General features: G+C 69.5%; 15 protein-coding genes and 2 pseudogenes. 10 read left to right on the top strand and 7 right to left on the bottom strand.

Annotated features, from left to right (window positions below; translation table 11 throughout):
- Positions 1 to 30: 30 nt before the first annotated feature.
- Both AC2W7K_RS10920 and AC2W7K_RS10915 read left to right on the top strand, forming a co-directional pair.
- Positions 31 to 195, top strand: a pseudogene (locus AC2W7K_RS10920) (TetR/AcrR family transcriptional regulator); the annotation flags it as partial.
- A 236-nt stretch (positions 196 to 431) separates the two neighbouring features.
- Positions 432 to 689, top strand: a complete 258-nt coding sequence (locus AC2W7K_RS10915) for a hypothetical protein (protein WP_486006188.1) — start codon at positions 432 to 434, stop codon at positions 687 to 689.
- Between the two features lie 91 nt (positions 690 to 780).
- Here AC2W7K_RS10915 and AC2W7K_RS10910 read toward each other — a convergent pair whose 3' ends face one another.
- Positions 781 to 1,578 carry a carbon-nitrogen hydrolase family protein gene (locus AC2W7K_RS10910; RefSeq protein ID WP_486006165.1) on the bottom strand — a complete coding sequence of 266 codons (798 nt, stop codon included), beginning with the start codon at positions 1,576 to 1,578 and terminating at the stop codon, positions 781 to 783.
- Positions 1,579 to 1,750: 172 nt separating this feature from the next.
- Here AC2W7K_RS10910 and AC2W7K_RS10905 point away from each other — a divergent pair, with 172 nt between their 5' ends.
- From AC2W7K_RS10905 to AC2W7K_RS10885, 5 genes are all read left to right on the top strand, one after another.
- Positions 1,751 to 1,960 (top strand): hypothetical protein, encoded by a 210-nt coding sequence (locus tag AC2W7K_RS10905; protein ID WP_198500296.1) that lies wholly within the window; start codon positions 1,751 to 1,753, stop codon positions 1,958 to 1,960.
- Positions 1,957 to 2,727, top strand: coding sequence for a purine-cytosine permease family protein (locus tag AC2W7K_RS10900; protein WP_486006164.1), 771 nt, complete (start codon positions 1,957 to 1,959; stop codon positions 2,725 to 2,727). The genes AC2W7K_RS10905 and AC2W7K_RS10900 overlap by 4 nt, the downstream gene beginning before the upstream one ends.
- Positions 2,655 to 3,410: a cytosine permease gene (locus tag AC2W7K_RS10895; protein WP_486006163.1), complete on the top strand. Its 756-nt coding sequence runs from the start codon at positions 2,655 to 2,657 to the stop codon at positions 3,408 to 3,410. Before AC2W7K_RS10900 ends, AC2W7K_RS10895 begins: the two co-directional genes overlap by 73 nt.
- 62 nt (positions 3,411 to 3,472) lie before the next feature.
- Complete coding sequence (locus tag AC2W7K_RS10890; RefSeq protein ID WP_486006162.1) at positions 3,473 to 4,567, top strand: alcohol dehydrogenase catalytic domain-containing protein; 1,095 nt, start codon at positions 3,473 to 3,475, stop codon at positions 4,565 to 4,567.
- 48 nt (positions 4,568 to 4,615) lie between these two features.
- Positions 4,616 to 5,236: a TetR/AcrR family transcriptional regulator C-terminal domain-containing protein gene (locus AC2W7K_RS10885; RefSeq protein WP_486006161.1), complete on the top strand. Its 621-nt coding sequence runs from the start codon at positions 4,616 to 4,618 to the stop codon at positions 5,234 to 5,236.
- Positions 5,237 to 5,298: 62 nt separating this feature from the next.
- Here the strand turns inward: AC2W7K_RS10885 and AC2W7K_RS10880 are convergent, their stop codons facing one another.
- Positions 5,299 to 5,697, bottom strand: a complete 399-nt coding sequence (locus tag AC2W7K_RS10880; protein WP_486006160.1) for a cupin domain-containing protein — start codon at positions 5,695 to 5,697, stop codon at positions 5,299 to 5,301.
- Between the two features lie 171 nt (positions 5,698 to 5,868).
- Here AC2W7K_RS10880 and AC2W7K_RS10875 point away from each other — a divergent pair, with 171 nt between their 5' ends.
- Both AC2W7K_RS10875 and AC2W7K_RS10870 read left to right on the top strand, forming a co-directional pair.
- Positions 5,869 to 7,320 (top strand): NAD(P)/FAD-dependent oxidoreductase, encoded by a 1,452-nt coding sequence (locus tag AC2W7K_RS10875; RefSeq protein WP_486006159.1) that lies wholly within the window; start codon positions 5,869 to 5,871, stop codon positions 7,318 to 7,320.
- 173 nt (positions 7,321 to 7,493) lie between these two features.
- Positions 7,494 to 8,666, top strand: coding sequence for a pyridoxal phosphate-dependent aminotransferase (locus AC2W7K_RS10870; protein WP_486006158.1), 1,173 nt, complete (start codon positions 7,494 to 7,496; stop codon positions 8,664 to 8,666).
- Positions 8,667 to 8,855: 189 nt separating this feature from the next.
- Here AC2W7K_RS10870 and AC2W7K_RS10865 read toward each other — a convergent pair whose 3' ends face one another.
- From AC2W7K_RS10865 to AC2W7K_RS10845, 5 genes and pseudogenes are all read right to left on the bottom strand, one after another.
- Entirely contained in the window at positions 8,856 to 9,044 is a 189-nt protein-coding gene (locus AC2W7K_RS10865) for a CsbD family protein (protein WP_137826597.1), read from the bottom strand.
- 53 nt (positions 9,045 to 9,097) lie between these two features.
- Positions 9,098 to 9,382: a GlsB/YeaQ/YmgE family stress response membrane protein gene (locus tag AC2W7K_RS10860; RefSeq protein WP_198500289.1), complete on the bottom strand. Its 285-nt coding sequence runs from the start codon at positions 9,380 to 9,382 to the stop codon at positions 9,098 to 9,100.
- A 291-nt stretch (positions 9,383 to 9,673) separates the two neighbouring features.
- A complete protein-coding gene (locus AC2W7K_RS10855; protein ID WP_486006157.1) occupies positions 9,674 to 10,327 on the bottom strand; it encodes a homing endonuclease associated repeat-containing protein in 654 nt (217 codons plus the stop codon).
- A 22-nt stretch (positions 10,328 to 10,349) separates the two neighbouring features.
- Complete coding sequence (locus tag AC2W7K_RS10850) at positions 10,350 to 11,252, bottom strand: AMP-binding enzyme (protein WP_486006156.1); 903 nt, start codon at positions 11,250 to 11,252, stop codon at positions 10,350 to 10,352.
- A gap of 89 nt (positions 11,253 to 11,341) precedes the next feature.
- Positions 11,342 to 11,935 (bottom strand): annotated as a pseudogene (locus tag AC2W7K_RS10845) (AMP-binding protein); the annotation flags it as partial.
- 181 nt (positions 11,936 to 12,116) lie between these two features.
- Here AC2W7K_RS10845 and AC2W7K_RS10840 point away from each other — a divergent pair.
- Positions 12,117 to 12,926, top strand: coding sequence for a LuxR C-terminal-related transcriptional regulator (locus tag AC2W7K_RS10840; protein ID WP_486006155.1), 810 nt, complete (start codon positions 12,117 to 12,119; stop codon positions 12,924 to 12,926).
- Positions 12,927 to 12,954: the final 28 nt, after the last annotated feature.

The raw sequence follows: 12,954 nt of genomic DNA, 5'->3' as shown, positions 1-12,954 counted from the left end.
AGTCGAGACGACGACCACGAGAGGACGGCGATGGCGCGGCCGACGAATGCGAGCAGCACCGGCGACACGAGGGAGCGCATCCTGCGCGAAGCGGCCCGCCTCTTCTCCGAGCTCGGCTTTCAGGGGGCGAGCACGCGGGCGATCACCGAGGCGGTCGGCATCCGGCAGCCCTCGCTCTTCCACTACTTCGCGGGCAAGGAGGCGATCGGCCACGAGCTCATCGTGGCCCGCGTGTCGGCCTCGCCCCTGCTCAGCGGGGGATTCGCACGGTCCGCCGACGATCCGGCCGTCGACCTCTTCCGACTCTTCCGCGACGAGATGGCCATCGAGCTCGGCGGGGAGTTCGACACGCGCTGGCTCTTCCGCCTGCCGCCGGCGCTCGGTGAGAAGTTCCCCGCCTGGGGTGCCGCCGTCGACGTCGCCCGGCGACGATGGACGCGGTCCTCCGGGACGGCATCGCCGCCGGCCAGTTCATCGCCGAGGACCCCGACGCCGTCCTCGAGCTCTTCGACGCCGTGGCCAACGAAGCGATGTTCTGGCCCCACGACACCCCCGACGTCCCTCCTGAGACGATCGCGAAGGTGCAGCTCCGCCTTGTCATCTCCGACCCGCAGACGATCGCCGAGGTGGTCGCCCGGGCGGGTGGGATGTCGGGCGGGCCTGCGCGCGGGTCGGGGTCGCCCGACTGAGGTCGCCGGACGATTCTCCGCGGCTCAGGGGCGAGCGCCTCAGCCGCGCAGGCGCCTGAGGTCGGCGAGGTAGGGATTGCGGGCTCGCGCCTCAGCGATCTCCGCGGCGCTGATCACGGTGACGGCGACGCCGGCACCGCGGTCGAGGAGATCGACAATGCGGCCGTTGGGGTTGACGAGGCAGCTGTGGGCGGTGAAGCCCTCGCCGCTGTGGTTGGCATAGGCGATCGCGAGACCGTTCTCGAGGGCGCGCGGGCACGAGCAGCGTCGAGGTCTGTGTCGGCGAGAACGCGAGGGCCGGGTCCCGGGGCTCGTCACCGGAGGATGAGGGCACGGCGGTCGGCACGAGCAGCACCTCGGCCCCCGCCTCGGCGAGTGCGCGGGCGAATTCCGGGTACTCGATGTCGTAGCAGATGCCCATGCCGAAGCGCATGCCCCGCCAGTCGACGAGGTCGCCGCAGCGGGCGGCCGGCGTGAAGAACTCGCGTTCGATGTCGAAGAGGTGACGCTTGTGGACCCGGGCGAGCTCGGTGCCGGAGTCGTCGAGGAACGACGCCGCGATGAACCGACGGGCACCGACCTCGTCGACGCTTGAGGCGACGAGCGCGACCCCGAGGTCACCGGCGATGGCGGCGAGGCCCTCCCGCACCCGGACCCCATCGTGGGTCCAGGCCCGGGCAGGGTCGTAGCCGGTGGCGAAGAGCTCGGGCGTGACCACCACCTCGGCGCCGAGGTCCCGTGCCTCTGCGACCCCGCGCCGCAATGTCGACAGATTGCCGTCGATGTCGTCGATGCGGGCGGCCGCCTGGACGATCCCGATCGCCACCGCCGGACCCGCGCCGGCCGGACCCGAACTGGCCGCACGTTCCGGTGTGCGCTGTTCGCTCATGGAGCATCCCCTCCTCCGCGCGGAAGTTTTCCTCCCGACACCATTGACGGCACCTTCGCCGGTCAGTGACAATTGTAAACCAAATCGGATTTGGTTTATTGGCCGTCCGGTTCGTCGAGCGCATCGCAGCCGCTGCCCTCGACCCGACCACCGAAAGCCCGAGGAGTCACCGATGACACCGCACAGCGAGTTCGCGTCCACCATGGCCGCGAACGGCACTTCACCCGCCGTCGCCGAGGAGATCGAGCGCAGAATCGCGATCGTCGAATCCACCGAGGCGGCCGATCCCTCGCGTCTGCCGCTGTCGGCGACAGAGCTCACCGTCTACACCGGGTCGGCCGTCGCCGCCTGCCTCATCGGCCTGCTGGTGGTGGCGCTGTGAACGGGGCACCGGATCACACGGTCGGCGCCGCGACGGCCGACGAGGACCCGGTCAGCCGCGAACTGCAGCAGGAGCGCATCTACGGCACGTTCCCGCTGCTGAAATCCGAGCGGACCTGGTCGGGCTGGGACTTCACGTGGGTGAACACAGCACTGGCGATCGCCACGTGGGCGTTCCTCGTCGGCGGCTCGACCGCCCTGCTCGTCGGATTCGCCGACGGTGTCGCGGCGATGATCATCGGCAACGCGATCGGCCTGTGCTTCATGGTGCTCGCCTCCGTGCCGGCCTCCCAGCGCTACGGCTCCGAGCAGTACACACTGCTGCGCGGCGCGTTCGGCGTCGTCGGAGTCGGCCTCATCGTCTTCACGATCATCCTCGTCACCGAGATGGGCTGGTCCTCGCTGCTGGCGGTCATGGCCGGGCGCGCGACGAGCCAGGTCGCGGGCACACTCGTCGGAGCGGAGTTCGATCAGTACGGGCCGCTCGTGACGATCGGCGGCCTCGTCGCCATCGGCATCGCATGGTTCGTCCTCTCCCGCGGTCCGGTGACGATCGGGAAGTTCAACAAGTTCGTCGCCCCGGGGCTCGCGATCATCACCGTCGTCATGATGATCGTCCTCGTGGCGACCACCTCGTGGGACACCCTGCGGGACGCGTCCCGCTGGCGCCGTTCGACGATCCGACGCTCAACTTCATGGTCGCCGTCGAGTTCAACGTCGGCGTCGGGGTCTCGTGGTACCCGGTCATGGGCTCGCTCGCGCGGATGACGAAGAGCCGCCGAGCAGCCGTCTGGCCCGCCTTCGGCGCCCTGTTCTTCGCCACCCTCATCGCCCAGGCCGTCGGGATGGCCGCAGCCCTGACGATCGGCGATTCCGATCCGACGTACTGGATGGTGCCGCTGGGCGGGCCGATCCTCGGGGTCGCGGTCCTCGCGTTCATCGGGTTCGCCAACATCACGTCGATGTCCTCGATCGTCTATTCGACGATCCTCGCGATCCGCCAGTCCGCCGGTCACGCGCTGAGACGGGTGCCGTGGAAGGCGCTCACGGCGGCGTTCTTCGTCCTGCCCGCGATCATGACGTTCTTCCCCCAGTTCATGTACGAGCAGTTCATGGTGTTCGTGTCGTTCTCCGGCGCGTTCCTCACCGCGATCTGCGGCGTCGCACTCGCCGACTACTTCGTCCTCCGCCGCCAGCACATCGACCTGCGCGAGCTCCACCTCGGCGGGCACGGCCGACTCTACGCGTACACGGGCGGGGTCAACTGGGCGGGCATCGTCGCCGTGATCGCCGGCGCCGCGTTCTACGTCTGGCTCTACAACCCCGTCACGCTCGAGACCGCCCCGGCGTTCTCGGTCATCACCGCCGCCCTGCCCGCCGCATTCGTCGCCGGCCTCATCTACCTCCTCATCTTCCGGGTCGCCTACGCCTCCCGGCATCCGGCCCGCTGAGGACCGACCGCCTCGGCGAGCCTTCCAGCCCACTGCACCGCGCACCATCACCAAGGAGAGACATGCCCACCGCTTCACGTGCCGCCATCCACACCGCCGGACCCGACCTCACCATCGCCGAGGTGGTCGTCCGCGACCCCGGCCCCGGCCAGGTCCTCGTCAAGCTCGGCGCCTCGGGGGTGTGCGGCTCCGACCGGCACGTCCTCGACGGCGACTGGAACCTGCCGAGTCCCACCGTCATGGGCCACGAGGGAGCCGGCACCGTCGTCGCCACCGGCGAGGGCGTGACCGACCTCACCGTCGGCGACCACGTCGTCCTCAGCTGGTTCTACCCCTGCCTGCACTGCGCGGCCTGCCGCGCCGGCCGCATGTGGGTGTGCACGGGCAGCGGCGCCTCGGCCGGACTCCTGCCCGACGGGACGACGGCGTTCGCGCAGGACGACGCCCCCGTCTACCCGTACCTCGCCGTCGGGTCGATGAGCGAGTACACCGTCGTCGCGCAGCAGGCGGCGGTGAAGATCCCCGACGACGTCCCCTTCGACGTCGCCGCCCTCATCGGCTGCTCGATCGCCACCGGCTTCGGCGCCGTTGTCAACGACGCCGCGGTCGAACCCGGCCGCTCGGCGCTCGTCATCGGCGCCGGCGGGGTGGGACTGAGCATCATCATGTCCCTCGCGCTGGCCGGAGCGAACCCGATCATCGCCGCCGACATCTCCGACGAGGCGCTCGCACTCGCGTCATCGTTCGGCGCCACGCACACGCTGACGTCGGGACCCGACCTCGCCGCCGAGGTCGCCGCGCTCACCGGGACCGGCGTCGACTACGCGTTCGAGGCGATCGGCCGGCGCCAGACGATCGAGCAGATGCCCGAGTGCCTGATGCCCGGCGGCACCGCCGTCGTCGTCGGCCTGCCCCCGGAGGACGATCCGGTCTCCGTCGACGCCCTGCTCCTGGCCGAGGAGGGCAAGCGGATCGTCGGCTCGAACTACGGATCGACGGTTCCCGGCCGCGACTTCCCGCTGCTCGCCGAGCTCTACCGCGCGGGGAAGCTGCCGATCGACCGCCTCATCACCGATCGGGTCGGCCTCGACGAGGCCAATGCGGCCTTCGACGCGATGCGCGCGGGAGCCCAGGGCCGCACGGTCATCGTCCACTGACCGCCTCCTGACGGGAGGGGATGCGCGACGCTCTGAGAGAATGACGCCATGGCGCGACCGAGCAAGAACATCCTCTCCCCCAGCATCATCGCCGAGGCGGCCCTGACGATGGTCGAGCGCGATCACGATTTCACGATTCCCGGGATCGCGAAGGAGCTCGGGGTCAACCCGTCATCGCTCTACCACCACGTCCGGGGCGGTCGCGACGAGATCATCAACCTCATGCGCGAGGCGCTCTACGGTCGCATCGACCTGCGTGCGGCGACCGCGGAGGGCGCCCCGTGGCAGGACCGGCTGCGGGCGTGGATCCGCAGCTACCGGGCGAACATGGCGAAGCTGCCCGCCGCGATGCCGCTGCTCGTCGGCTCCCCGGTCGACGACCTGCCGACGCTGCGGATCTACGAGGTCGCGTTCGCGATCCTCGACGAGATCGGCATCCCCGCCGAGGACCAAGTCGACGTCGTCTCGATGCTCGACGCGGTCGTCCTCGGATCGGCGCTCGATCGCGGTGCCCCGGTGCCAATGTGGCAGCCGGGCGATCATGCGGTCCCGCACCTGCAGCGTGCGGCGCCGTTCGGGGATGACGACGACCGTTCGGCCAGGGGTCTCGAGCTCGCGATCACCGGTGTCGTCGCCGCGATCGAATCCCTCATCGCCGAGGCGGCCTGAGGCTCGGCGCCGTCCGCAGCCTGAGGGTCGGCGTCAGCCTCGTCCGCGAGCAGGGCTCGGCGTCACCCCTCGTTCGGGGCGATGAACATCTTCCGCAGCGGGGCCTTATCGATGTACCACCGCGTCTTCATCCCCGCGGTCAGGCGGACGAGGGAGCCGGGTGCCAGCACGACCGGCTCCTGCGCGGGGTCGTCGAATTCGATGCGACCGGCACCGGAGATGACGAGGAAGACCTCGTCGCCCTCGACATCGCGCATCGCGCCCGGGCTCATCTCCCACAGTCCGTAGTCGACGTCGCCGATCGTCCCGAGCTCGGCGAACGCCGTCGTCGTTTCCGCGGCGGGCGGCGTTGCCTCTCCGCCCGGCGCGACAGCCTCGGCGGGGTCGAGGCGCTGCCACTCCTCGATCGGCTCGTGGTCGAGAGGGTAGGTGGTCGTGTCGATCGGCTCCGTTGCGCTCATGCGCCCAGTGTAGCGAGCGGAACCGGAACGCGAGCACGGAATCCGGAGCCGCCTCGGCGATTTCATGATCCTGCACGAGAACGAACGACTGTTTACAGCAGGACTGGTCATGGGATAGAACTGAATCCGTACGCTCGCAGCGGGCGGGCGCACTCGATCAGGAGAGCTCCATTGACCTACCTCAACGGTGAGGCGTCGTTCTGGCTGGCGCAGTCGCCGGCCGCGCCCATCCCCACCCCACTCCCCTCTGCCAAGCAGGACCTCGTCATCGTCGGCGGCGGCATGACCGGGCTGTGGTCGGCCTACTGCGCCCGCCAGGCCCACCCCGACTGGGCGATCACGGTCATCGAAGCGAAGACCGTCGGCTACGGCGCCTCGGGCCGCAACGGCGGGTGGCTCTCCACACTCATGCCCGGCAATCGGGCCCGCTTCGCCGAGGCGGTCGACCGCGCCGTCATCGACGACCCGGACGGCCTGGTCGGCTCGGCCCGGCGGACCGGCGTCGAGAGCGTCCGGGCCTTCCAGTCCGCGCTCTTCGACTCGATCGACGAGGTCCTCGACGTGCTCGAGACCGAGGGCATCGACGCCGAGGCGGTGCGCGGCGGGCACATCGACGTCGCCCAGTCCGCGGCCGGGATGGCCCGCCTCCACGACCTCGTCGAGGGCAACCGCCGGTTCGGCTACGGGCCCGAGGACATGCACGTCCTCGACGCCGCCGAGACGCGGGCGAGGATCAACGTCGACAACGCGCAGGGCAGCGTCTTCGTGCCCGGCACCGCGCGCATCGACCCGGCGCTCCTCACCGAAGGACTCGCCCGCGTCCTCCGCGAGCGCGGCGTGACGATCTGCGAGGGCACGCGGGCCCGGCACATCGGCACCGGCCTCGTGTCGACCGAACGCGGCCCGGTCAGCGGGGAGACGATCTTCGTCTGCCTCGAAGGGTATTCGGACACCGTCGCCGGTGACCTGCCCGGCCTCGAAGGCCGCCAGGTCATTCCCGTGTTCTCCTCGATGATCGCCACCGAGCCGCTGCCGGCCGAGACGTGGGAGCAGATCGGCTGGGAGGGCCGGGAGTGCCTCGGCGATGCCGCCCACACCTTCATCTACGCCCAGCGCACCGCCGATGATCGGATCGCCCTCGGCGGCCGGGGTGCGCCGTATGCGTTCGGCTCGGGCCTGCCCGGTGATGGACGGGTCCCCGCCGAGGTGGTCGACCTGCTCCGCACGCGGCTGTCCTCGCTCTTCCCGACGCTCGACGTCGAGGTCGCCCACGCGTGGCGGGGTGCGCTCGGGGTGACGCGCGACTGGTGCGCCGGGATCTTCTTCGACCCCGCACAGCGCATCGGCGTGGCGCGCGGGTATGCCGGACACGGGGTGACGGCGACGCATCTGGCGGCGAAGACGCTCCTCGACCGGGCGGCCGGCACGCCGACGCCGCTGACCGCCCTGCCGTGGAACGATCACGTCTCGGGGCAGTGGGAGCCCGAGCCGATCCGGTGGCTCGGCATCCGGTCGATGTACAAGATCTTCAACCTCGCCGATGAGTGGGAGCGCATCACCGACGCGCAGCGGACGAGCCTCCTCGCCCGCTTCGGCGCGCGGCTCGCCGGCCTCGCAGAGTAGGCCGGGCTCCTCCGACTTCAGGTCGTTCCAGACAGAGAATCCGACGGAAAATCTGACCATTTCGACCTGGAGTTCCTCGGGTTCGCGAGTTCGCGGGCCGTGCTGCTGTCACGCGGCCGGGCTGCGATCTGCCAGACTCAGTGAGAGGGCAGCGACGATGAAGGAGTGCGACCATGACGACCCCGGACCACCAGCGCATCTCGCCGATGGCGCAGACGTACCCGGCCTCGGACATCCGCAGGATGTTCAACCTCGCGCTCGATCACCCCGACGCCGTCAAGCTCACCGTCGGCGAACCGGACTTCCCCACGCCGGAGCACATCAAAGCCGCCGGCATCCGGGCGATCGAGAACAATGAGACCCGCTACGTCGCCAATGCCGGGATCCCGGGGCTGCGCGAGGCGATCGCGGAGAAGTACGCGGCCCGCTGGGGACGGCCGGTCGGCGTCGAGAACGTCATGGTCACCTTCGGGGCGATGGAGGCGCTCACCCTCTCCCTCGATGCCACGGTCTCGCCCGGGCAGGAGGTCATCATCGCCGATCCGAGCTTCCCGAACTACCGCGGTCAGATCCACCGCCTCGGCGCGGTTGCCGTGCCCGTGCCCGTGCGCGAGGACAGCGGCTTCAAGGTCCGCGCCGAGGATGTCCGGGCCGCCATCACCGAGCGGACCGCGGCGATCATCCTCAACTCCCCGTCGAATCCGCTCGGCTCGGTCATCGATCGAGCCGATCTCGAGGGAATCGTCGACCTCGCCGAGGAGTTCGGGTTCACGATCATCTCCGATGAGGTCTACGACGAGATCGTCTTCGACGATGCGACGTTCACCTCGATCGCCGAGGTGCGGCCCGGGTTCGACCGGCACCTCGTCATCGGCAGCTTCTCGAAGACCTATGCGATGACGGGGTGGCGGTGCGGGTTCGTCATCGCCCCTGCCGATCTCATCGCACCGATGCCGCTGCTCCAGGAGGGGCTGACCTCGAGTCTGCCGGGCTTCGTCCAGGAGGCGGCGATCGCCGCGCTCACCGGCCCGCAGTCGGTGGTGGGAGAGATGGTCGAGTCGTATGCGCAGCGCCGTGACCTCATCGTCGACGAGGTCAACGCCATCGACGGGATGAGCGTGCTGCGCCCCGAGGCGACGTTCTACGCGTTCGCCAACGTCAAGGACTGGGGTCTGAGTTCGTGGGACGTCGCGCTCGAACTGCTCAGGCACCACGGGCTCGCCACAATTCCCGGGTCGGCGTTCGGCCCCGCCGGTGAGGGATATCTGCGGCTGACGTTCGCCGTGTCCCCGGAGACGATCAAGGAGGCGTGCCGACGCCTCGCGGACTTCGCTGCCACGCGGTGACGTGGCGGTCCGGTGGCCCGCTGGCACTGTGACTTCAACCGGCTGAGAACGCACCAGGGGCGAGTGCACTTAAGTGCACTCGCCCCTGCGCTGCCCGGACCGCCGCGGTTGACACGGCGCGACCGGGACGGTGCCCGGTGTGCGATCACCGGAGCCAGGACGCACTGATCAGAGATCAGCGCCCGCCATTCAGCGACGGTCGGTGACGTCCTTCGCGGTGTCCTTGAGCTTCTCACCGGCCTGCTTGGTGCCGGCGGCGGCCTGGTCGGCCTTGCCCTCGGCCTGCATCTGCTCGTTGTTGATGAGCTTGCCGGTGGCGTCCTTGGCCTTGCCCTTGAGCTCCTGGGCCTTGTTGTCGAACTTGTCCTTCGCACTCATGGCGATTTCCTTTCGTTGTTCCAACAGGTGATCCGGAAGAGACCGGATCGTGGTCAGGCAGCGTTCTTGCTGCGGTTCTTGATGATCAGTCCCCAGATGAACGAGAACACGATCGCGCCGATGACGGCGATGAAGAACGAACCCCACGACCAGGGATCCGAGAAGACTGCGCCGATTCCCTTGCCGCCGAAGAGGCCGAAGAGAAGTCCACCGACGAAGGCGCCGATGACACCGAGGATGATGGTGCTGATCCAGCCACCACCCTGCTTGCCGGGCAGAATGAGCTTCGCGAGCGCTCCCGCGAGCAGTCCGACGATGATCCAGCCGATGACAACCATGTTTCCATCCTTCTCTCTAGGGAACGGAGCCTGCAGACCGGCAGGCCTGCTTGGTTCCATTCCACCTGTACAGACGCAGTGACACTACAAACCTCACGCACATTTTTCAAGGATTTTTCCCGGAGTTTCACCCAGGTGAACTTGCCGTGTCGGATCACGCGGTCGGGCGTTTCCCGGCGCGTGCCCCGCGATCACTGGGCAGGCGGCCGTCGAGGTCAGGCCGTCGATGCCGTCAGATCGGGTCGACATCGATGTCGTCGATCTCGCCGCGGCGGTGGTTCCGCGATCGGGTCAGGTCGCCGAGGCGAGCGCCGCGTTCCAGCTTCCGTAGAACTTCCGCACCGCGGCAGCCGAGGGCACCTCGCCCTTGTGCGCCGTCGCGTACTCCCCGTACTCCTTGTACGTGGCGCCGACGCCGCGGGATTCGCAGTCGGCGACGAACGCGGCGATCGCCCGATCGTAGGCAGCGGCGTCGAAGCGCAGCTGCCCCTTCGCCCGGCCCGTGCTGCTCGTCGCCAGTCCCGCCGCCGTGAGCGCATCGTTCCACGATCCGAACCGCTGCACGGCGGTCTGACTCGTCGGCGGCCAGAGGCTCGCGCCCTTGCCCGAGCCGATCCCGAGGTGGCGCAGCAGTGCGGTGCGCTCGGCGTCGTAGCGTGCCGCGGTCAGACCGGGCTTCGCGACACGACGGCGGATGGAGCCGATCGCCTCGGCCACCTCGGTGACGGTGCGAGCGACGAGTGCCGCGTCGTCGGGGAACTGGGCGGACAGCGTCGCCTCCACCTCGGCGAGGATCGTCTCATCCGGCGCATCGAGCCCTCCGGTGGTGCCCGCCGGTCCAGGGTCGGTCGATGCCGTGTCGGTCGTGCGCGCGGTCGCGAGCAGCAGGGCCCCGAGCACCGCAGGGGTGGGGGTGTGGGATCTGTCGCGCGCTGCATCCGTCATCCCCACCATCCTACGGGGCGGCTCAGACGTCGAGATCTCGGAGGACGAATCGCTGGATCTTCCCGCTCGGCGTCTTCGGCAGCTCGTCGACGATGTGGACTCGGCGCGGGTACGCATGTGCGCCGTACGTGGTGCGCACGGCGTTCTGCAGCCGCGCGACGAGATCGTCGGCGTCGGCGGACTCCCCGAGGACGACGAATGCCTCGATGACCTCGCCGCGGACCTCGTCCGGGCGCCCGACGACGGCAGCCTCGACGACGGCGTCGTCGGTGACGAGGATGCTCTCGATGTCGAACGGGGCGATTCGGTAGCCGGCGGCCAGGATGATGTCGTCGTCACGGGAGGCGAAGAAGAAGTCCGGTCCCTCCGCGCGGCCCATATCCCCGGTGAAGTACCACCGGCGGTCGGGCGTGAAGCGCTCCGCCGTCTGGCGCGGGGCGTCGACGTAGCCGGTGAACCACATCAGCGGGCTGTCCTCGACCGAGAGGGTGATCGATCCGCCGGTCGTGCCGGCGACGAACCCGGGCAGCGCCTGCCCCATCGACCGGTCGGCGACCGTGGAGCGCAGGCGCTCGTCCCACGCGTTGCCGATGGCCATACCCTGCTCGGTCTGTCCCCAGTGGTCGCGCACCGTCACCCCGAGCGCCCCCGGTGCCCAGTCGACGACGTCTGCCGTAAGCGGCTCTCCCGCCGAGGAGGCTGCACGCAGGGGTGCGGCAGCGGTGATGCCCGTCTTCTTCAAAGCCCGGTAGATGGTGGGCGCGGCCGCGAGGTTCGACACCTGCAGCTCGTCGAGCAGGCGCCCGGTCGTCGCGGGATCGAAGCCGCCGGCGAAGAGGATGTTGGGCACACCGATCGCGAGCGGTCCGACGATGCCGTAGTAGAGGCCGTAGGCCCAGCCGGGATCGGCCGCGTTCCAGAACACGTCGCCTCGGTGACGCCGAGACCGTAGCGCATGTAGGCGACGAACGCGGCGAGCGCGGAGCCCGGCACCCCCACGGCCTTGGGAGTGCCCGTGGTGCCGGAGGTGTAGAGCTGGAGGAACAGACCATCCCCGCCGATCGCCTCGGCGGAGTCGAGCGGTTCACGCGCAGCGATCGCCCGGTCGAGGTCGGCACCCGTCCCGAGCACGGGAACATCGATGCCCTCGAGTTTGGGCTGCTGGGCGGCGTCGGCGACGATGAGCACGGCATCGGCCCCGGTCACTCGGGTCGCGATCGCCGGTCCGGCGAAGGCGGTGAACAGGGGGACTTCGACCGCGCCGAGGCGCCAGAGTGCCATGAGGACGATCGGCAGCTGCCGCGTCTTCTCCATGAGGACGCCGACTCGCGATCCGCGTCCGACGCCGAGTTCGCGGAGCAGCGCGGCGAGGCGTTTTGAGCGATCGGCGAGTTCGCCGAAAGTGAGGCGGTAGGGGTCGAGCCGCTCGTCGACGCAGACGAACGCGGTGTCGGCTGCCGGGCGACTGTCACAGAGCACCTCGGCGAGGCAGAGATCGGCGCCCGCGAACCGGCGGCGCAGCTCCTCGACCTCGGCCACGATGTCGGGATGGTCCTGCCACGGGGCAGGCGCCACCGCGACGTCCTCGTCCACCTGCCCGGTCGTCATTGCCTCGTTCATTGCGCTCTCCTCAGTATCGGTCGTCATCGTCCTGTCTCGACGGCACCGTGGTACCGTGCGCCGGTGAAGCGAGAGTTTGATGTGAGACTAGGCAATGCGCGCATCGTTGACTACCCTCCGAAGTGGGCAGTGGCTGCTGCCGAGGCGATGGAGCGAGAACGGGGCGGCGATGAGCACGGAGCACGACGAGCGCATTCGACGGTCGCTCGATCGCGTGCGCACCGGCACCGGTGTCGACCTCGCCTTCGGTGGGGTGGTCGACGACTCCCGCGGTCTGCTCCTCTCCCATTTCTTCGGGCCCACCGTCGGTGCGCTTCCAGGTGTCACGCTGACCTACGATGCGGGGCTCGGCGGTCGCACGGTCGCCCTGCGGCGGCCTCTGGCCGTGGCCGACTATGTCGCCTCGGAAGCGATCTCCCACCACTACGACGGGGTGATCCGGGCTGAGCGTCTGCGGGCGATCGCTGCGGCCCCGGTCGTCGTCGACCGTGAGACTACCGTCGTTCTCTATGCCGCGTTCCGCAGCGACGCCGTCATCGCCGACCGCATCCTCTCGACCTTGACCGACGAAGCCCGCGAACTCGAGCACGCGCTCATCGTCGCCCGTGCGCAGCGGCTCGAGTGCGACGCCGAGGCGGCCCGCACTCTGCTCACCCGGATCCGCGCCGTTCATGGGGAGCTGCGGACACTCAGTGCCGCGGTCACCGACGGTCGCCTGCGCCGGGAGCTGCGCGAGATCGCCGAGGGTCTCGCGATGCCGGAGAAGCGTGAGCCGACGGTGCCGGTGTCGCTGACCGAGCGGGAGACCGATGTCCTCGCGCTCGTGGCGACGGGCATGACGAACCGGGAGGTCGCCGAGGCGCTCGGTCTCACCGTGCTCACCGTCAAGGCGTATATGAAGGCGCTCATGGCGAAGCTCAATGCCCGCACCCGGTACGCCGCGGTCATCGAGGCGCAGGAGACGGGCCTGCTGCCGTAGAAGCGGCCCCGTGTCAGGCCGGGGTGAG

The sequence above is a fragment of the Brevibacterium sp. LAARM2_SD2 genome, from assembly GCF_057364785.1.
Note: the sequence above shows the minus strand (reverse complement) of the source record. Positions and strands in the feature narration are given on the sequence as shown.